Annotated in this window: 15 protein-coding genes; 8 read left to right on the top strand and 7 right to left on the bottom strand. The window is 71.4% G+C overall.

Going from position 1 to position 16,661, the window contains the following annotated elements; all coding sequences use genetic code 11:
- The first annotated feature begins 24 nt into the window (after positions 1-24).
- The 4 genes from sigK (at position 25) to V6R91_RS12905 (ending at position 3,699) form a co-directional block, all read left to right on the top strand.
- Complete coding sequence (gene sigK, locus V6R91_RS12890) at positions 25-624, top strand: ECF RNA polymerase sigma factor SigK (protein WP_231820252.1); 600 nt, start codon at positions 25-27, stop codon at positions 622-624.
- A complete protein-coding gene (locus V6R91_RS12895) occupies positions 621-1,409 on the top strand; it encodes an anti-sigma factor (RefSeq protein WP_336395660.1) in 789 nt (262 codons plus the stop codon). Before sigK ends, V6R91_RS12895 begins: the two co-directional genes overlap by 4 nt.
- Before the next feature lie 58 nt (positions 1,410-1,467).
- Entirely contained in the window at positions 1,468-2,097 is a 630-nt protein-coding gene (locus V6R91_RS12900; protein WP_336395661.1) for a DNA-directed RNA polymerase subunit beta, read from the top strand.
- Positions 2,098-2,814: 717 nt separating this feature from the next.
- Positions 2,815-3,699, top strand: a complete 885-nt coding sequence (locus tag V6R91_RS12905; protein ID WP_336395662.1) for an aminodeoxychorismate lyase — start codon at positions 2,815-2,817, stop codon at positions 3,697-3,699.
- Positions 3,700-3,827: 128 nt separating this feature from the next.
- On the opposite strand, the gene pstB is transcribed toward V6R91_RS12905, so the two are convergent.
- From pstB to V6R91_RS12940, 7 genes are all read right to left on the bottom strand, one after another.
- Complete coding sequence (gene pstB / locus V6R91_RS12910; RefSeq protein ID WP_219084861.1) at positions 3,828-4,607, bottom strand: phosphate ABC transporter ATP-binding protein PstB; 780 nt, start codon at positions 4,605-4,607, stop codon at positions 3,828-3,830.
- Positions 4,608-4,648: 41 nt separating this feature from the next.
- Positions 4,649-5,749, bottom strand: coding sequence for a phosphate ABC transporter permease PstA (gene pstA, locus V6R91_RS12915; RefSeq protein WP_067249348.1), 1,101 nt, complete (start codon positions 5,747-5,749; stop codon positions 4,649-4,651).
- 1 nt (position 5,750) lies between these two features.
- Positions 5,751-6,701: a phosphate ABC transporter permease subunit PstC gene (gene pstC, locus V6R91_RS12920; RefSeq protein WP_067249350.1), complete on the bottom strand. Its 951-nt coding sequence runs from the start codon at positions 6,699-6,701 to the stop codon at positions 5,751-5,753.
- A 109-nt stretch (positions 6,702-6,810) separates the two neighbouring features.
- A complete protein-coding gene (pstS, locus tag V6R91_RS12925) occupies positions 6,811-7,929 on the bottom strand; it encodes a phosphate ABC transporter substrate-binding protein PstS (protein WP_336395663.1) in 1,119 nt (372 codons plus the stop codon).
- Positions 7,930-8,171: 242 nt separating this feature from the next.
- The gene (locus V6R91_RS12930; protein ID WP_271062657.1) at positions 8,172-9,125 is read right to left on the bottom strand and encodes an NUDIX hydrolase; all 954 of its coding nucleotides are present in this window, start codon (positions 9,123-9,125) and stop codon (positions 8,172-8,174) included.
- Positions 9,122-11,296 carry an RNA degradosome polyphosphate kinase gene (locus V6R91_RS12935; RefSeq protein WP_336395664.1) on the bottom strand — a complete coding sequence of 725 codons (2,175 nt, stop codon included), beginning with the start codon at positions 11,294-11,296 and terminating at the stop codon, positions 9,122-9,124. The genes V6R91_RS12930 and V6R91_RS12935 overlap by 4 nt, the downstream gene beginning before the upstream one ends.
- Positions 11,297-11,360: 64 nt before the next feature.
- Complete coding sequence (locus tag V6R91_RS12940) at positions 11,361-12,056, bottom strand: winged helix-turn-helix transcriptional regulator (RefSeq protein ID WP_336395665.1); 696 nt, start codon at positions 12,054-12,056, stop codon at positions 11,361-11,363.
- A 54-nt stretch (positions 12,057-12,110) separates the two neighbouring features.
- On the opposite strand from V6R91_RS12940, the gene V6R91_RS12945 reads away from it, so the two are divergent.
- The 4 genes from V6R91_RS12945 to pabB all read left to right on the top strand — a co-directional run bounded on the left by V6R91_RS12945 (position 12,111) and on the right by pabB (position 16,636).
- Complete coding sequence (locus V6R91_RS12945) at positions 12,111-12,401, top strand: hypothetical protein (RefSeq protein WP_336395666.1); 291 nt, start codon at positions 12,111-12,113, stop codon at positions 12,399-12,401.
- A gap of 345 nt (positions 12,402-12,746) precedes the next feature.
- On the top strand, positions 12,747-13,364 hold the full coding sequence (locus V6R91_RS12950) for an FABP family protein (RefSeq protein WP_336395667.1): 618 nt from the start codon (positions 12,747-12,749) through the stop codon (positions 13,362-13,364).
- Positions 13,365-13,370: 6 nt separating this feature from the next.
- On the top strand, positions 13,371-14,489 hold the full coding sequence (gene ygfZ, locus V6R91_RS12955; RefSeq protein WP_336395668.1) for a CAF17-like 4Fe-4S cluster assembly/insertion protein YgfZ: 1,119 nt from the start codon (positions 13,371-13,373) through the stop codon (positions 14,487-14,489).
- A gap of 50 nt (positions 14,490-14,539) precedes the next feature.
- The gene (gene pabB / locus V6R91_RS12960; RefSeq protein WP_336395669.1) at positions 14,540-16,636 is read left to right on the top strand and encodes an aminodeoxychorismate synthase component I; all 2,097 of its coding nucleotides are present in this window, start codon (positions 14,540-14,542) and stop codon (positions 16,634-16,636) included.
- Positions 16,637-16,661: the final 25 nt, after the last annotated feature.

Raw genomic sequence — 16,661 nt, forward strand, 5'->3', positions numbered from 1 at the left:
CGAGGGGATGACGGAGGATGCGGCATGCTGAGGGAGATGGTCATCGACGGGATCGACGTACCCGAGGACGGAACGGCGCGCGACGCCGTGGCCGACCTCCTCGTGCGCATCGCCGCCGACGACCGCGACGCGTTCGCCGAGCTCTACGATCTGCTCTCCGGCCGCGTGTTCGGTCTCATCCTGCGGGTCGTGGTCAACCGTGCGCAGAGCGAGGAGGTGCTCCAGGAGGTCTTCCTGGAGATCTGGCAATCCGCAGCGCGCTTCGCTCCGAACAGGGGACAGGGACGATCCTGGATCCTCACGATCGCCCACCGCCGCGCGGTCGACCGCGTGCGCTCGTCGCAGGCGGGCAGCGACCGGGACGTGAGAGCGGGGATCCGGGACCTGGGCGTCCCGTACGACAGCGTCGCCGAGCAGGCGGAGCTGGGGATCGAAGGACGACGGGTCGTGGCAGCGCTCGGGGAGCTTCCCGAGCCGCAGCGGGACGCGCTCGTCCTCGCCTACTACGGCGGTTACAGTCAGAGCGAGATCGCCGCGATGACCGCGACCCCGCTGGGAACCGTGAAGACGCGCATGCGCGACGGGCTGTCGCGCCTGAGGAGTGAGCTGGGGGTGACCGCATGACCGAGAACATGGACGAGGCGGAGTTCCGCGCGCTCTCCGCAGGACACGCGCTGCATGCGCTCTCGCCCGCGGACGAGGAGCGCTTCCTCCGCGCCGCGCGGGAGCACCCCGAGTGGACGGCGCTCGTGGCCGAGGACACGGCGACCGCCGCGCTGCTCGGGATGGGCGTCGTTTCCGAGGACCCGCCGCCCGCCGTCCGCGGGGCGCTGCTGGCTCGGATCGCCGAGGACGCCGTCCCGTCGGCGTCCGGCGCCTCTGTCGTCGGGGGGCCGGTGGCCGGGGTGCAGGGCGCGGGCGGGGACGAGCCGGCCGTCGGCCCCGCCCGTCATCCGCGTCGCCGCTCGCGCCGACTGTTCGCGCTCGCGGCATCGGTGGCGCTGATCGCTGCCCTCGGCGTGGGGGCGGCGACGCTGCTGCCCGCGATCCTGCGTCCGGCCGCCGTCGTCGCGCTGGAGCAGATCGAGCAGGCCCCGGACGCCCGCCAACGCACGGCGGAGGTGGCCCAGGGCGGATCGGTGACGGCGCACTGGTCCTCCTCCCTCGGCCGGGCGGTGCTCGTGACGGACGGCATGGCCGCACTCCCGGACGACAAGGCGTACGAGCTGTGGTTCGTCCGCGGCGACGAGCCGATCTCCGCGGGACTCCTGTCGGCCCCGGACGGCACGGCGGCGCTGGAAGGAGCCTTCCGTGACGGCGACCTTCTCGCCATCACGGTGGAGCGGGCCGGCGGTTCCGCGACGGGCGCGCCGACCACGGATCCGATCGTCGCGATCCCCACGTCGTGAGGCACCGCGTCCCCCGGTTCCCGGCAGACGCCCGTCGTCGGGCGCGTACCCTGGATCGGTGCCTCAGGACTTCCACCGGCCCGTTCGCCGCCCCAACGAGTCGTTCGACAACCTCGTCGGCGCGCACGATCCTGCCGAGAAGACCCGGATCGCGCACGCGACGGCCTCCGCACTGCTCGCCCGGGTGCGCGCCGACGACAGCGGGGCCAGCGCGGAACGGCTGATCGCGTACGCGGATTCCCACGGCATCGACGAGATCGCGGAGCTGTGGTCCACGGCGACGTCCCGCTCTCTGCCGGGGGCGCTGTGGCGACTGTACGTCCTGCAGGCCTCCATCCACGGCGATCCCGCGACCAGCGCCCTGCTCTACGAGCGCGGCCGGACCGAGTTGTCCACGGTGGACGCCGTGGTGGCCGGCGCGCCGAGCCCCGCCGGGCCGGAGGAGCTCGTGGCGCTCATCGACACGATCCTCCGCGGCGCCTTCCGCGGGGACTTCGCCGTCGCGCTGGAGCGGGCGGCGGCGTTCTGCCGCATCCAGGCCTCCGGCGCGACGCATCTCGCCGACGACTACGAGGCGACCGAGCCCGAGCGGGCAGGCAGCCTCACGCGGCGCGCGCTGCGGCTGAGCGGCTACGCCCTCGACCTCGCAGCGTCGGCGGGGGCCTGGCGCCAAGGCATGCTGGCCTGACGCTGCCTTCGCGCGGCGCCTTCTCTTGACGCTGCCCTCGTCGTGACGCGGCCCTCGGGCGCGCGGCTGCCTCGGGCGCGCGGGATCAGGCAAACGCGCGGGATCAGGCCAGGGGTGCGCACGAGTGCCTGATCTCGCGCGTATGCCTGAACTGGCGCGTGCGTGCGGGCTGGTGGGCGGTGGAGTCTCGGATCTGTCGGTCTGGGCGCGGGATCAGGCAAACGTACGGGATCAGGCCAGGAGTGCGCACGAGTGCCTGAACTCGCGTGTATGCCTGAACTGGCGCGTGCGTGCGGGCTGGTGGGCGGTGGAGTCTCGGATCTGTCGGTCTGCGCGCGGGATCAGGCGGACGCGCGAGTTCAAGCCAGGGGTGTGCACGAGTGCCTGAACTCGCGCGAATGCCTGATCCGGCGTGCGCGCGCTGCGCGTTGACGCGGCACGCCGTCGCACCGAGTCCATGCAGGACGGTGGATACGAAAGGGCCGGGCCGCAAGAACGCCTCTCGGCGGAAGGCCGCTCGCAGCGGCAGAAGTTGGAGCCCGGGGTTATGCGGCCCGGCCATCACAGTGTAACGCGTCGGCCCGGAGAGTATTCCCGCCGGTCGGACCCGATCGATGGCACCTCGGCTCGAGACGACGACTCTCGGATCGAGACGACGACTCCGGCTCGAGACGACGGCTGACCGGTCCGAGACGGCCGCGCGCCTATGCTCGATCCATGGCCACCCGCTTCGCGCTCCTGATCGTCCCCGCCGACGCCGCCGAGGAGCGCGCGGACTTCTCCGATTCGTTCACCCCGGCCGATCCCTCGGCGCCCGCGCTGAGCGTGGGCGAGCTCAGCACCCAGCGCGGAGACGGCGTGTTCGAGTCGATCGGCGTCGTCGACGGGCATCCCCAGGAGACGGAGGCGCACGTGCAGCGCCTCGCCCACTCCGCGCGGCTGTGCGAACTCCCGGAACCGAACCTCGAGCAGTGGCGACAGGCCGTCGCGGTCGCGGCCGCGGAGTGCCCGCCGGGGGAGGCCGTGATCAAGCTCATCCTCAGCCGGGGAGTGGAGCACGGGCCGACGCCGACGGCCTGGGCGACCGTGACCCCGGCCGCGGACTTCTCCGCGCCCCGGACCCACGGGGTCCGCGTCGTCACCCTGGATCGCGGATACGACATCGGCGCCGCCGAGCGGGCGCCGTGGCTGCTGCTCGGGGCCAAGACGCTCTCCTACGCGGTGAACATGGCGGCCCTCCGGGAGGCGCACCGGCGCGGGGCGGACGACGCCATCTTCCTCAGCAGCGACGGTTTCGTTCTCGAAGCGCCCACGGCGTCGCTCATCCTGCGCATCGGCGACCGCTTCGTCACCCCGGCTCCGTCCGGCGGGATCCTGCACGGCACGACCCAGCTGAGCGTCTACGAGCACCTCGCCGGGCTCGGGCTCACCGCGGAGTACGCCCGGATCCCCGCGGCGGACCTGGCTGCGGCGGACGCGGCCTGGCTCGTCTCCAGCGTCCGGCTGGCCGCGCCGATCCGCGAGATCGACGGGCGGCCGCTCGCGGTCGACGCCCCCTTCACCGCCGCGCTCAACGCGTACCTCCTCTCGCCGCGCGACTGACCCGCGTCGGCTCGCCGACAGACGACGAGTGGTCAGTTTCTGTGGGTTCAGGCGCGCTGAACCCACAGAAACTGACCACTCGGCGCCGGCCGCGGCCGCGGGCGCGGGCTGCGGAGGAGCGGTGCGGATCAGCCGAAGCGACCGGAGACGTAGTCCTCGGTGGCCTGCACGGACGGCGTCGTGAACATGGTCGCCGTGTCGTCGTACTCGATGAGCTTGCCGGGCTTGCCGGTGCCGGCGATGTTGAAGAACGCCGTCTTGTCGCTCACGCGCGACGCCTGCTGCATGTTGTGCGTCACGATCACGACCGTGTACTCGTTCTTCAGCTCGCCGATCAGCTCCTCGATCGCGTAGGTCGAGATCGGGTCGAGCGCGGAGCACGGCTCGTCCATGAGGAGCACGTCCGGGGAGACGGCGATGGCCCGCGCGATGCACAGACGCTGCTGCTGGCCGCCGGAGAGGCCGGAACCGGGCTTGTCCAGACGATCCTTGACCTCGTTCCAGAGGTTCGCCCCCTGCAGCGACCGCTCGACGAGGGCGTCGGCGTCGCTCTTGGAGATGCGCTTGTTGTTCAGACGCACGCCGGCGAGGACGTTCTCCCGGATCGACATGGTGGGGAAGGGGTTCGGACGCTGGAAGACCATGCCCACCTGGCGGCGGACGCTCACGGGGTCGACGCCGGGTCCGTACAGGTCCTCGCCGTCGAGGCGCACCTCGCCCTCCACGCGCGCGCCCGGGATGACCTCGTGCATGCGGTTCAGCGTCCGCAGGAACGTGGACTTGCCGCAGCCGGAGGGGCCGATGAACGCGGTGACGCTGCGCGGCTCGATGTCGAGGGACACGCCCTCGACCGCGAGGAAGTCGCCGTAGTAGACGTTGAGGTTGTTGACTTCGATGCTCTTGGACACGGTGTTCCTTCTGGGAGTCGGAGGCGCTGGCGGATCGGGGCTCAGCGGCCGGTCTTGGGCGCGAAGAACTTCGCGACGAGGCGGGCGATGAGGTTCAGCACCATGACGATGATGATGAGGGTGAGGGCGGACGCCCAGGCGCGATCGACGTAGGCCTCGGCGGGAATGCCCTGGTAGGCGTACTGCGAGTACGTGAAGACCGGCAGCGTCTGCATGCGCCCGCTGAAGAGGTTGTAGTTCATCGCGTCGGTGAACCCGGCGGTGATGAGCAGCGGCGCGGTCTCGCCGATGACGCGCGAGATGGCGAGCATGACGCCGGTCGTGATGCCCGCGATGGAGGTGGGGAGCACGACCTTGAGGATCGTCAGCCACTTCGGCACGCCGAGGGCGTACGAGGCCTCGCGCAGCTCGTTCGGCACGAGGCGCAGCATCTCCTCGCTGGAGCGCACGACGACGGGGATCATGAGCACGGCGAGGGCGACGGATCCCATGATGCCCATCCGCACGCCGGGTCCGAAGATGAGTGCGAACAGGGCGTACGCGAACAGGCCCGCGACGATCGAGGGGATGCCGGTCATGACGTCCACGAGGAACGTGATCGCCCGGGCCATCCGCCCGCCCTGGCCGTACTCGACCAGGTACACGGCGGTCATCAGGCCGATCGGCACCGAGATGAGCGTGGCGGCGAGCGTGACCAGGAGCGTGCCCATGATGGCGTGTAGGCCGCCGCCGCCCTCGCCGATCGCGCCGCGCATCGACATGCTGAAGAAGTCCGCGTCGAAGCGGGCGATGCCGTTCGCGACCACCGTCCAGGCCACGGAGACCAGCGGCACCATCGCGATCGCGAAGGCCGCCGTCACGACGCCGGTGATGAGCCGGTCGGTGGCCTTGCGGCCGTCCTCGACGATGCGGGAGAGGACGTAGATGAGCACGAGGTAGACGACCGCGCCGAGGATCAGGGTCCCGGCGAGGTTGAACTCGGAGCCCGAGCTGATGCTCGCGATCCCGAACGGGGCGGCGACGATCGCCAGGGAGCCGACCAGCAGCGCCCAGGGGGCCCATCGGGGGAGGTGTCCGGAGCTCAGCGAGGTCGCGGTGCGGGCCAGGGTCCCGCGGGCGGTGTCGGGGGCAGTGAGGGTCATGTCAGTTCGCTCCCGAGAATTCCTTGCGGCGGTTCACGATCCAGCGTGCGATCGCGTTCACCGCGAAGGTGACGATGAAGAGGATGAGGCCCGTCGCGATCAGGATGTTGATGTTCACCTTGTACGCCTCGGGGAAGGTGAGGGCGATGTTCGCGGCGATCGTGGACGGGTTCGTCGAGGTGAAGAGCTGGAAGGTGACGGCGCCGCTCACGGACAGGACCATGGCCACGGCCATCGTCTCGCCGAGCGCGCGGCCGAGCCCGAGCATGGAGGCCGAGACGATGCCGGAGCGGCCGAACGGCAGCACGGCCATCCGCACCATCTCCCAGCGGGTGGCCCCGAGCGCCAGGGCGGCCTCCTCGTGCAGGCGCGGGGTCTGCAGGAAGATCTCGCGGCAGATCGCGGTGATGATCGGCACGACCATGACGGCGAGCACGATCGCCGCGGTGAAGATGGTGCGCCCGGTCTTGGACAGCTCGCCCGAGAACAGCGGGAACCACCCGGCGTGGGCGTTGAGCCAGCCGTACACGGGCTGCGCCGCGGGCGCGAGGACGAGGATGCCCCAGAGCCCGAAGACGACGGAGGGCACCGCGGCCAGCAGGTCGACGATGTAGCCGAGGCCCTGCGCGAGCCGGCGCGGCGCGTAGTGGGTGATGAAGAGGGCGACGCCGATGGAGAGCGGCACGGCCATGAGAAGGGCCAGGAAGGCGGCCCAGACGGTCCCGAACAGCAGCGGGCCGACGTACTGCCAGAAGTTCCCCCGGAGCACCGATGCGGTCTCGGGAGTGGCGCTGAAGGCGGGGATCGACTGGACGACGAGGAAGATCGCGACCGCGGCGAGCGTGATCATGATCATGGATCCGGCGGCCACCGCGGTCCCGGAGAACCAGATGTCGCCGGCGCGCCGCTTGGCGACGATCCGCTGCGGAGCCTGCGCCGGGGAGGCTGTCATGGGTGCTGCTTCCTGTTCGGTGTGATCGGGCGTGCCGGAGGAGTCAGGGGAGGTGGGGGACATGGGACGGTCTCCGGGATGCGTGCGCATCCCGGAGACCGTCCGCGTCTCACTTGATGAGGTCGATCGCGGCCTGCGACTGGCTGCGCAGGTCGTCCGAGATCGGGGCGCTGCCGGCGTTGGCGGCGGCGGCGTCCTGGCCCTCGGCGCTGATCGCGGTGCTGAAGAAGGCCTTCGTCAGCGCGGCGATGTTCTCGTCCTCGTACTGCGTGCAGCCGATGAGGTAGCTGACCAGGAGCACGGGGTACGCGCCCTTGGCGGTGGTGGTGCGGTCGATCTCGAACGCCAGGTCGCCCTCGGAGCGGCCCTCCTCGATCTTGGAGGCGTCCAGCGTCGCGGCGGCGCCGGCGGCCGAGTGCTCGACGAACTCGTCGCCGACCTTGACCTTCACCGAGGAGAAGCCCTCGGCCTGGGAGGAGTCGATGTAGCCGATCAGGCCCTGGCCGCCCTTGACGGCGTTGGCGACACCGGAGGTCTTCTCCGCGGCCTCGCCGCCGAGCTCGGCCGGCCACTCCTCGACGGAGCCCGCCGTCCACACGTCGCCCGCGGTCTGCGAGAGGTAGTCGGTGAAGTTGCCGGTGGTGCCGGACTTGTCGGAGCGGTGCACCGGCGAGATGGTCTCGTCCGGAAGCGTGACGCCCTCGTTGGTGGCGGCGATGGCCGGGTCGTTCCACTTGGTGATCTTGCCGGCGAAGATGCCCGCGATCGTCTGCGGGTCCATGCTCAGCGAGTCGACGCCGTCGAGCGAGAAGACGATGGCGATCGGGGAGATGTAGGCCGGGATCTCGACGATCTCGGAGTCGGCGGCGCAGGCCTCGAAGCCGCCGGCCGAGATCTCGTCGATCTTGAACGCGCGGTCGGAGCCGGCGAAGTTGACGGCGCCCTGCTGGAAGGACTCACGGCCCGCGCCGGAGCCGGCCGGGTCGTACTCGACGGTGGCGTCGGCGTTGGTCTTCTGGAACTCGGCGGTCCAGGACTGGATCGCGACCTGCTGCGAGGAGGCGCCGGAGCCGACGAGGTTGCCGGTGAGCGCGGACGCGCCGTCGGACGGAGCGGTGGTGGAGCCGCCGTCGCCGCCGGCGGGGGCCTCGTTCGCGGCGCAGCCGGCGAGGGCCAGCGCGGCGATGGCGCCGATGGCGCTGATTCGAGCGATTCGGGAGAGCTTCACTGTGGATCCGTTCGATCGTGGAATGGGTGGGGCCCGGTGCAGGGCACACAGTGACGTTAGGAGCGCCGGTTAACGAGACTCTCCCGCGGGGGTAAACGGAAGGTGAACGGATCGGGGCCGGTCGGCGCTCGCCGAGGAGTCCCCGGCACGTCTCAGCGGAGGGGTATCGAGGGCGCTGTGCTCCGCAAGGATGGCGCCGCCACCCTCTGACCGACGATCGACCGTGCGCGGAGCGGGGAGGGTCAGGCCTTGGGGGCGTGGGTCTCGATCGAGATGATCCCGGAGCCCGGGTTGGTCGCCGACAGATGGACGACGCTGAACGCCGCCACCTCCAGCGCGGCGGCGCTGGAGAGGTACGACCCGGACGGGGTGCCGGTCGCGAGGGCGACCTCGCGCAGCAGATCGGGCAGCACCGGACCGTGGCTGCACAGGACGGCGGGCTTGCCCGCGCGGACGCGTCGGCCGACGACCGTGCGCGGATCGGCCCGGCCCTCCTCCCAGGCGTCCTGGCTGATGAGGTCCGTCTTGACGCTCTTGATCCCCAGGGCGCGGGCCAAAGGGCGCACGGTACGACGGCAGCGGACCGCATCGCTCGTGACGATCTTGCGGACGCCGAAGGCCCGGAGCGGGCCCACGATCGCCTCCGCTTGCGCCTGGCCCCGCGGGGTAAGCGGGCGGGAGGCGTCCGTCCCCTTCCAGTCCGAGCGCGGCTGGGCCTTGGCGTGCCGCAGCACGATCACGGGGAAGGTCTCCCGAATCCCGTCCTCCACGAGCCCCTCGAACGCATCGAGGATCTCCACGTCGACGGGATAGCTGAGGGCCTTGCGCGCCTTCTTCAGGCTCATCCACTCGATCGCCGCGATCTCGCGGTTCGGCACGAAGGCGGAGGCCCGGATCGCCTCTTCGGTCGCCTCCGCGGCCCAGTAGTGCACGACCTTCTGCTTGCGGTTCGCCATCCGGTACCGGGACACGCCCACCGGCACGCCGAGCGCGACGCGGATCCCGGTCTCCTCGAAGATCTCCCGGACGGCGGTCTCCGCGAGCATCTCGCCGGGATCCACCTTGCCCTTCGGGAGGGTGACGTCGCGGTACTTGGTGCGGTGGATGAGCAGGACGCGCAGCTTCCCGTCCACGATCCGCCACACCAGCCCGCCGGCGGCGTAGACGGCGTGGCTCTCCGAGCGCGCTGAGCTCATCGGGCCGCCCGCGGGCGGCGACGACGCTGGATCTGCAGCATGGTCTTATCCTGCAGGTCCGTCAGCGCCACGCCGTCCGCGTCCACGGAGTGGCGCGTCCACAGCCCGCCCTCGCCCAGGTGCCACGAGGACGTCGTGGGGGCCATCGCCGTGTCGAAGAAGGACAGCAGCTCCTTGACGTGCGCGGGCGCGGCGACCCGGACCAGCGCCTCGACCCGTCGGTCGAGGTTGCGGTGCATCATGTCGGCGCTGCCGATGTACACCTGCGGGTCTCCGTCGTTGTCGAACGCGAAGATCCGCGAGTGCTCCAGGTATCGGCCGAGGATGCTCCGCACCGTGATGTTGTCGCTCACGCCCGGCAGATCCGTACGGATGCTGCAGATGCCGCGGACCCAGACCTCGACCTTCACCCCGGCGATGCTCGCGCGGTACAGGGCGTCGATGATCTGCTCGTCGACCATCGAGTTGACCTTGATGCGGATCCGCGCGGGCTTGCCGGCCAACGCCTGCTGGCGCTCCTTCTCGATATGACGCAGCAGCCCCTTGCGCAAGTGCAGCGGCGCGACCAGGAGCCGCTTGAACTTCTTCTCGATCGCGTAGCCGGACAGCTCGTTGAACAGGCGGGTGAGGTCCTTGCCGACCTGCGGATCCGCGGTGAACAGTCCCAGGTCCTCGTAGAGCCGGCTCGTCTTGGGGTTGTAGTTGCCCGTCCCGACGTGCGAGTAGTGGCGGAGCGTGCCCTCCTCCTGGCGGATCACGAGGGCGAGCTTGCAGTGCGTCTTGAGACCGACGAGCCCGTAGACGACGTGCACCCCCGCCTTTTCCAGCTTGCGCGCCCACACGATGTTGTTCGCCTCGTCGAAGCGCGCCTTCACCTCGACGAGGGCGAGGACCTGCTTGCCGGCCTCGGCTGCGTCGATCAGCGCCTGCACGATGGGGCTGTCGCCGGACGTGCGGTAGAGGGTCTGCTTGATCGCGAGCACGTGCGGGTCCCGCGCGGCCTGCTCCAGGAACGCCTGCACACTCGTCGCGAAGGACTCGTACGGGTGGTGCACCAGCACGTCCGCCTTGCGGATCGCCTTGAAGATGTCGGCGCGCTCGTTGTTGTCCCCTGGCTGGAACGCCACGGCCGTCGTCGGCAGGTGCGGCGGGTAGTGCAGGTCGGGCCGGTCGATCTTGGACAGGTCGAAGAGGCCGCGCAGATCCAGCGGCACCGGGAGTCGGTAGACCTCCTGGTCCGTGATGTCCAGTTCCTTCAGGAGGAGGTCGAGGGTCACGTCGTCCATATCGTCCGTGATCTCGAGGCGGATCGGCGGGCCGAAACGGCGCCGCAGCAGCTCCGCCTCCAGCGCCTGGATCAGGTTCTCCGACTCGTCCTCCTCGATCTCCACGTCCTCGTTGCGGGTCAGGCGGAAGGCGTGGTGGTCGAGCACCTCCATCCCGGGGAAGAGGTCTCCGAGGTGATTCGCGATCAGCTCCTCCAGGCGGATGAACCGCAACGCGCCGCCTCCGCCTCCGCCGCGCACCTCTACGAAACGCGGGAGCATCGGCGGCACCTTGAGCCGGGCGAAGTCCTGCCTCCCGGTACGCGCGTTGCGGATCCGGATCGCGAGGTTCAGGGAGAGGCCGGAGATGTAGGGGAAAGGGTGGGCCGGGTCGACGGCCAGCGGCATGAGGACCGGGAAGACGTTGGACTGGAAGTACTCCGTCAGGCCGGCCTGCTCGTCGCTGCTGAGCTCCTCCCAATCGGCGATCTCGATGCCGGCGTCGGCGAGGGACGGGCGGACCGACGTGGTCCACGCCTCCGCGTGACGCAGCTGCAGGCGGTGCGCCTCCGCGGAGATGTCCGCGAGGACGTCCGCCGGCGCGCGGCCGACGTTCGTCGGCACGGCCAGCCCCGTCACGATGCGGCGCTTGAGCCCGGCGACGCGGACCATGAAGAACTCGTCGAGGTTGCTGGCGAAGATCGCGAGGAAGTTGGCCCGCTCGAGCACCGGCAGGGTCTCGTCCTCGGCCAGCTCCAGCACCCGCTGGTTGAACGCGAGCCAGCTGAGCTCGCGGTCGAGGTATCGATCGTCGGGGAGGAGGTCGTCGGTGGTGTCGAGGATCGCGTCGAAGTCGTCGTCCTCCGCGTCGCCGAGGCCAGAGTCTGCCAGTACCGGATCGATCATGGGGTACATCTAATCACCGCTGTGTGACGGGCGAGTGAACGCGGCGACGCCGGGCGACTCCGGCTCAGCCGGCGCCGCTCTCCACGGTGCGCTGCTCGCCCTCCTCCTCGACGTTGAACCGGTATCCGACGTTTCGGACCGTGCCGATGATCTGCTCCTGGTCGCCGAGCTTCGCCCGCAGGCGCCGCACGTGGACGTCCACCGTCCTGGTCCCCCCGAAGTAGTCGTACCCCCAGACCTCGCTGAGCAGCTGCTCCCGGGTGAAGACGCGCGACGGGTGCGTCGCCAGGAAGTGCAGGAGCTGGAACTCCTTGTAGGTGAGGTCGAGGGGACGACCGTGGAGTTTGGCCGAGTAGGACTGCTCGTCGATCGTGACGCCGGAGGCCTGCACCCGCACCGGCTCCTCGGGGCCGTGTCCTCGGGAGAGGACGAGACGCACGCGCGCGTCGATCTCGGCGGGCCCCGCCGTCGCGAGCACGACGTCGTCGATGCCCCAATCGCCGTTGACGACGCCCAGGCCGCCCTCGGTGACGACGAGGAGGAGGGGAGCGCGCAGCCCCGTCGCGCGGATGAGCGTGCACAGCGACTTCGCGGCGACGAGGTCGGCTCGGGCGTCCACGACGACGACGTCGGCCTCGGGGGCGGTCACCAGTTCCGCGGGCTGGGCGGGGATGGTGCGCACGCGGTGGCTCAGCAGTTCCAGGGCGGGCAGGACCGGCTCCGCGGAGGGAGACGGGGTCAAGACCAGGAGGAGCGCCACACGGTACCTTTCGTGCGCACCATGATAGCCGCGGGGATGGGGGACAATGGGGGCATGTCGGAACCCGCCCTCGCACCGCCCCGCCCGATCTGGGGCCTGGCCGCGACCTGGGCGGTCGGTGCCGTCGCCGCGATCCTGGTCGGGATACTCGCCCCGCGCGACGCGACGATGACGTGGTTCATGATCGGGTTCGGCGCCTGCATCCTGTTCTCGTTCGCCGCCCAGCTCCTGCGCGGCGTGACTCGCGGGTTCATCCTCCGCGCCGCCACCGGCGCCCTGGGGGCGCTGCTGGTGATGGGGGTCGTGTCGGTCGGCTTCGCCATCGGGTCGCTCTTCGCCCTCTGACGCAACCCGCGATCGCGCCGATTCAGGCACACGCGCCGGATCAGGCGTGCCGCGCGCGATCCCGCCTGTTCTGGCGCGTGTGCCTGATCTCGCGCGCGACGGAGGGGGAAGACGGAGGGCGAAGACGATGGCGAGTCGGGAGAAGAGGCGGAGAGAAAACGGAGAAGGTACAGTAGGGATATGGACTTCGTCGCGCTCGAGCTCTTCTTCGTGGGTCTGCTGGGTCTGGCGACCCTCGCGATCGCCTACTGTGCGGGCGTCGTCCTGGTGAACCTCTTCCGCGGCCAGCGCTGACGCGCGTCGCCCCCCGGTCTTCCGCCGCCCGCGCGGAACAGGAGCGTGCCCATGCTTGATCTCCCCTCCGGACTCCCCGCGGACATCGGACCGCTGTCGTGGCTGCTCGGCGTCTGGGAGGGCACCGGCGTCATCGACTACGACGCCGCAGGCGTCCGCTATACCGGCGAGTTCCGCCACCGCGTGAGCTTCAGCCACGACGGCGGCCCCTTCCTCAACTACGCGGCCACCGCGGCGTTCCTGCCCGAGGACGCCGCCCCCGTGCCCCTCGTCGCCGAGACCGGCTTCTGGCGACTGTCCCGTCCGGACGACGAGGCTGACGCCGGACCGGGCCTGCTCCCGCCGACCTGGGCCGTCGGGACGAGCGGCCCCGCCCCGGCTCCGCGCACCGCCGAGGACGTCGAGGCGCTGCGCACCCCCGCAGGCTTCGCGATCGAGGTCTCGCTCGCCCATTCCGACGGGACGATGGAGCTCTATCTCGGCACCGCGAACGGTCCGCGGATCGACATCGCCACGGACGCCGTCGTGCGACCGGCCGGCGCGCGCGCGTACACCGCCGCCTCCCGGATGTACGGCCTCGTGGACGGGCACCTGCTCTGGGCCTGGGACGTCGCCGCGCTGGGCTCCGAACTGCGCTCGCACGCGTCGGCACGACTGGCGAAGGTGTAGACGATCGTGGACGTCTTCTCGGCACTCGCCTCGGCCGTCCTCGACGACGGCCTCGTCGCCCACCTCGGCGATCCCGTGCGCGAACAGCGCGCTCTGGTCGCCGGCACAGCGCTCAGCCCTCTCGGCGACCGCACCGTCGTGGAGCTGCGCGGGAACGACCGGCTCACCTGGCTCGACTCGATCACCTCGCAGTCCGTGGCGCGTCTGGCCCCGGGGGAGAGCACGGAGCTCCTCGTGCTCGACCCGCAGGGGCGGGTCGAGCACGCGGCCGCGGTCTTCGACGACGGGGTGTCCGCCTGGCTGATCGCCGATGCCGCCGACGCCGAGGGACTCGCCGCCTGGCTCTCGCGCATGGTCTTCCGCGCCGACGTGACCGTCACCCTCCGTCCCGAGCTCGCCGTGATCGGGTTCTTCGCCGGCGGCCCGGCGGAGCAGACCGCGCAGCGCGCGGCTGCCGCCCCGGCCGGGATCCCGGTGATCTGGGCGGATCCGTGGCCTCACGTGCGACCGGGCGGGCACCAGTACCACCGGGGCGAGGCCCACCCGGGCGCCGACTTCCACTGGCGCGCCGCCGTGGTGGATGCCGACGCCGCGGCCGCCCTGGTCGCGGAGCCGGAGATCGTGTGGGCCGGATCCCTCGCCGCCGAGGCATTGCGCGTGGCCGCGTGGCGGCCGCGGTGGGCGCGTGAGGTGGACGAGCGGTCCCTTCCGCACGAGACGGACTGGATCCGCAGCGCCGTGCACCTCGACAAGGGGTGCTATCGCGGACAGGAGACGGTCGCGAAGGTGCACAATCTCGGGCATCCTCCCCGTCGCCTCGCGGCACTGCACCTCGACGGCAGCGACGACCTGCTTCCTGCGCCGGGATCCCCGGTGCTCGCGGGGGAGGAGGAGGTCGGTCACGTCACGTCCGTCGCCCGACACCACGAGCTGGGCCCGATCGCGCTGGCCGTCCTCACCCGCCGGGCGCCCGTCGGCGACCTCGTCGTGCGCACCCCGGACGGAGACGTCGCCGCCGCGCAGGAGGTCATCGTCCCGGCCGACGCGGGCGCGACCGCGGACGTGCCCCGGCTCACCCGCCTCTCGCGCCGTCCGTCGGCGCCGGACCCGCGGGACGCCCGCTGAGCGCGGACCCCGCCGGGACTGTCCCGGACCGAGGAGCGGACCGCACGCCGTTGCGCACGCTGCTCATCGACAACTACGACTCCTTCACCTACAACCTCGTCCACCAGCTCGTGGCGGCAGGCGGCGCGGAACCCGTCGTCGTGCCGAACGACTGGACCGGCTGGGATCCGTCCGTCCTCGACGGATTCGACAACGTCGTGCTCTCGCCGGGGCCGGGCGATCCCCGGGTGCCCGGCGACTTCGGGATCTGCGCCGAGGCGATCCGCGCGGCGGCGGGGCGGCGGATGCCCCTGCTCGGGGTGTGCCTCGGGCATCAGGGCATCGCGCATGCGTTCGGCGCGCGGGTGAGTCGCGCGCCGGAGCCCCGGCACGGTCGGCCGTCCCTCGTGTCCCACGATGGAACCGGTCCGTTCCGCGGGATCCTGTCGCCGACGGAGGTCATCCGCTATCACTCCCTGCGGGTCGAGGACCTTCCCGCCGAGCTCGTCGCCACGGCCTGGGCGGACGACGGCGTGGTGATGGGGCTGCGGCACCGGGACCTGCCGCTGTGGGGCGTGCAGTTCCATCCCGAATCGATCGGCACCCCGGACGGGACGCGCATGGTCGAGAACTTCGCCGCCTTCACGCGCGAGCACCGGACCACCGTGCCCCCGGCGCGGGGCGTGCCGGCCGACGCACGGGCCACCGCTCCGGATGTGCCGCCGCCCGCGTCCGTCATCCCGCCGAGCGCCCCGGCCCACCGCGAACTGCCGTGGCACGGGGACGCCGCCCGCCTGTTCGCCGCGCTGTACGGCGATGCCCCGCAGGCGGTGTGGCTCGACGGGAACCGGCCGGGAGATCCGCGGGCGCGGTTCTCGATCCTCGGCGGCGGGGCGGACCTGCCGACGGCGACCGCGGAGGTGCGCTCCGGTAGCGTGACCGTGCAGGACGACCGCGGCACCGCCGTCCACGAGCGCGCCTTCTTCGACTGGCTCGACGACGAGCTCGCCGCCGATCCCGGCGCTTCGGTCCCCGGGATCCCGTTCGCGCTCGGGTGGATCGGCTGGCTCGGCTACGAGCTGCGCGCGGAGTGCGGGTCGCCGCACCGGCGGTCGTCGGCCGTGCCCGACGCCGCCGTCGTCCGATTGGACGAGGGGGTCGTGATCGACCACGAGCGGTCACGGATCCACCTTCTCTCGCGCCGGGACGACGGCTGGATCGAGCGCACGGCGGCGCTCGTCGAACGCGTCGGCGCGGATCCCGGAGACACGGGCGACATCGCCGCGGAGCCCGGTGCCGCGACGGACGCCGCACCGTTCCCGACGCTGCGTGCGCGGCACGGACGCGCCGCGTACCTGCGGCTCATCGCAGAGGCGCAGGAGCTCATCGCCGCCGGGGAGACGTACGAGGCGTGCCTGACGAACATGCTGACGGCGTCCGTGCCGGAGGGGACGGCCCCGATCGACCCACTGGGCGCCTACCTCGCCCTCAGGACACAGAATCCGGCTCCGTTCGGGTCGTTCCTGCGCATCGGCGGGGTCAGCGTGCTCAGCACGTCCCCGGAGCGGTTCGTGCGGATCACCGCGGACGGCGACGTCGAGTCCAGTCCGATCAAGGGCACCCGCCCTCGCGGCGACACCCCCGCCGAGGACGAGGCGATCCGGCTCGAGCTCGCCGGGGCCGAGAAGGACCGCGCCGAGAACCTGATGATCGTCGATCTCGTCCGTCATGATCTGGGGCGGACCGCCGCCCGCGGATCGGTGCGCGTCGACGGCCTCTTCCGCGTCGAGACCTACGCGACCGCGCATCAGCTCGTCAGCACGGTGCGCTCCCGCCTCGGCACCGCGTCTCCGGTCGCGTGCGTTCGCGCGGCCTTCCCGCCCGGATCGATGACCGGAGCGCCGAAGCAGCGCACGATGGCGATCCTCGATCGACTCGAGCAGGGCCCGCGCGGGGTGTACAGCGGCGCGGTCGGCTATTTCTCCCGAGACGGCGCGGTCGATCTCAGCGTCGTGATCCGCACGGCCGTGGTGCATCCCGGCGGCCTGGACTACGGCGTGGGCGGGGCGATCGTCGCGCTCTCGGATCCGGACGAGGAGTATGGGGAGACCGTCGTGAAGGCGCGTCCGCTCCTGCGCTGGGCGGGGGCCTCGTTCCCGACCGGGTGAGCGCCGCTCAGCCGACCGGGTGAGC

It is taken from the genome of Microbacterium sp. CCNWLW41 (assembly GCF_037083505.1).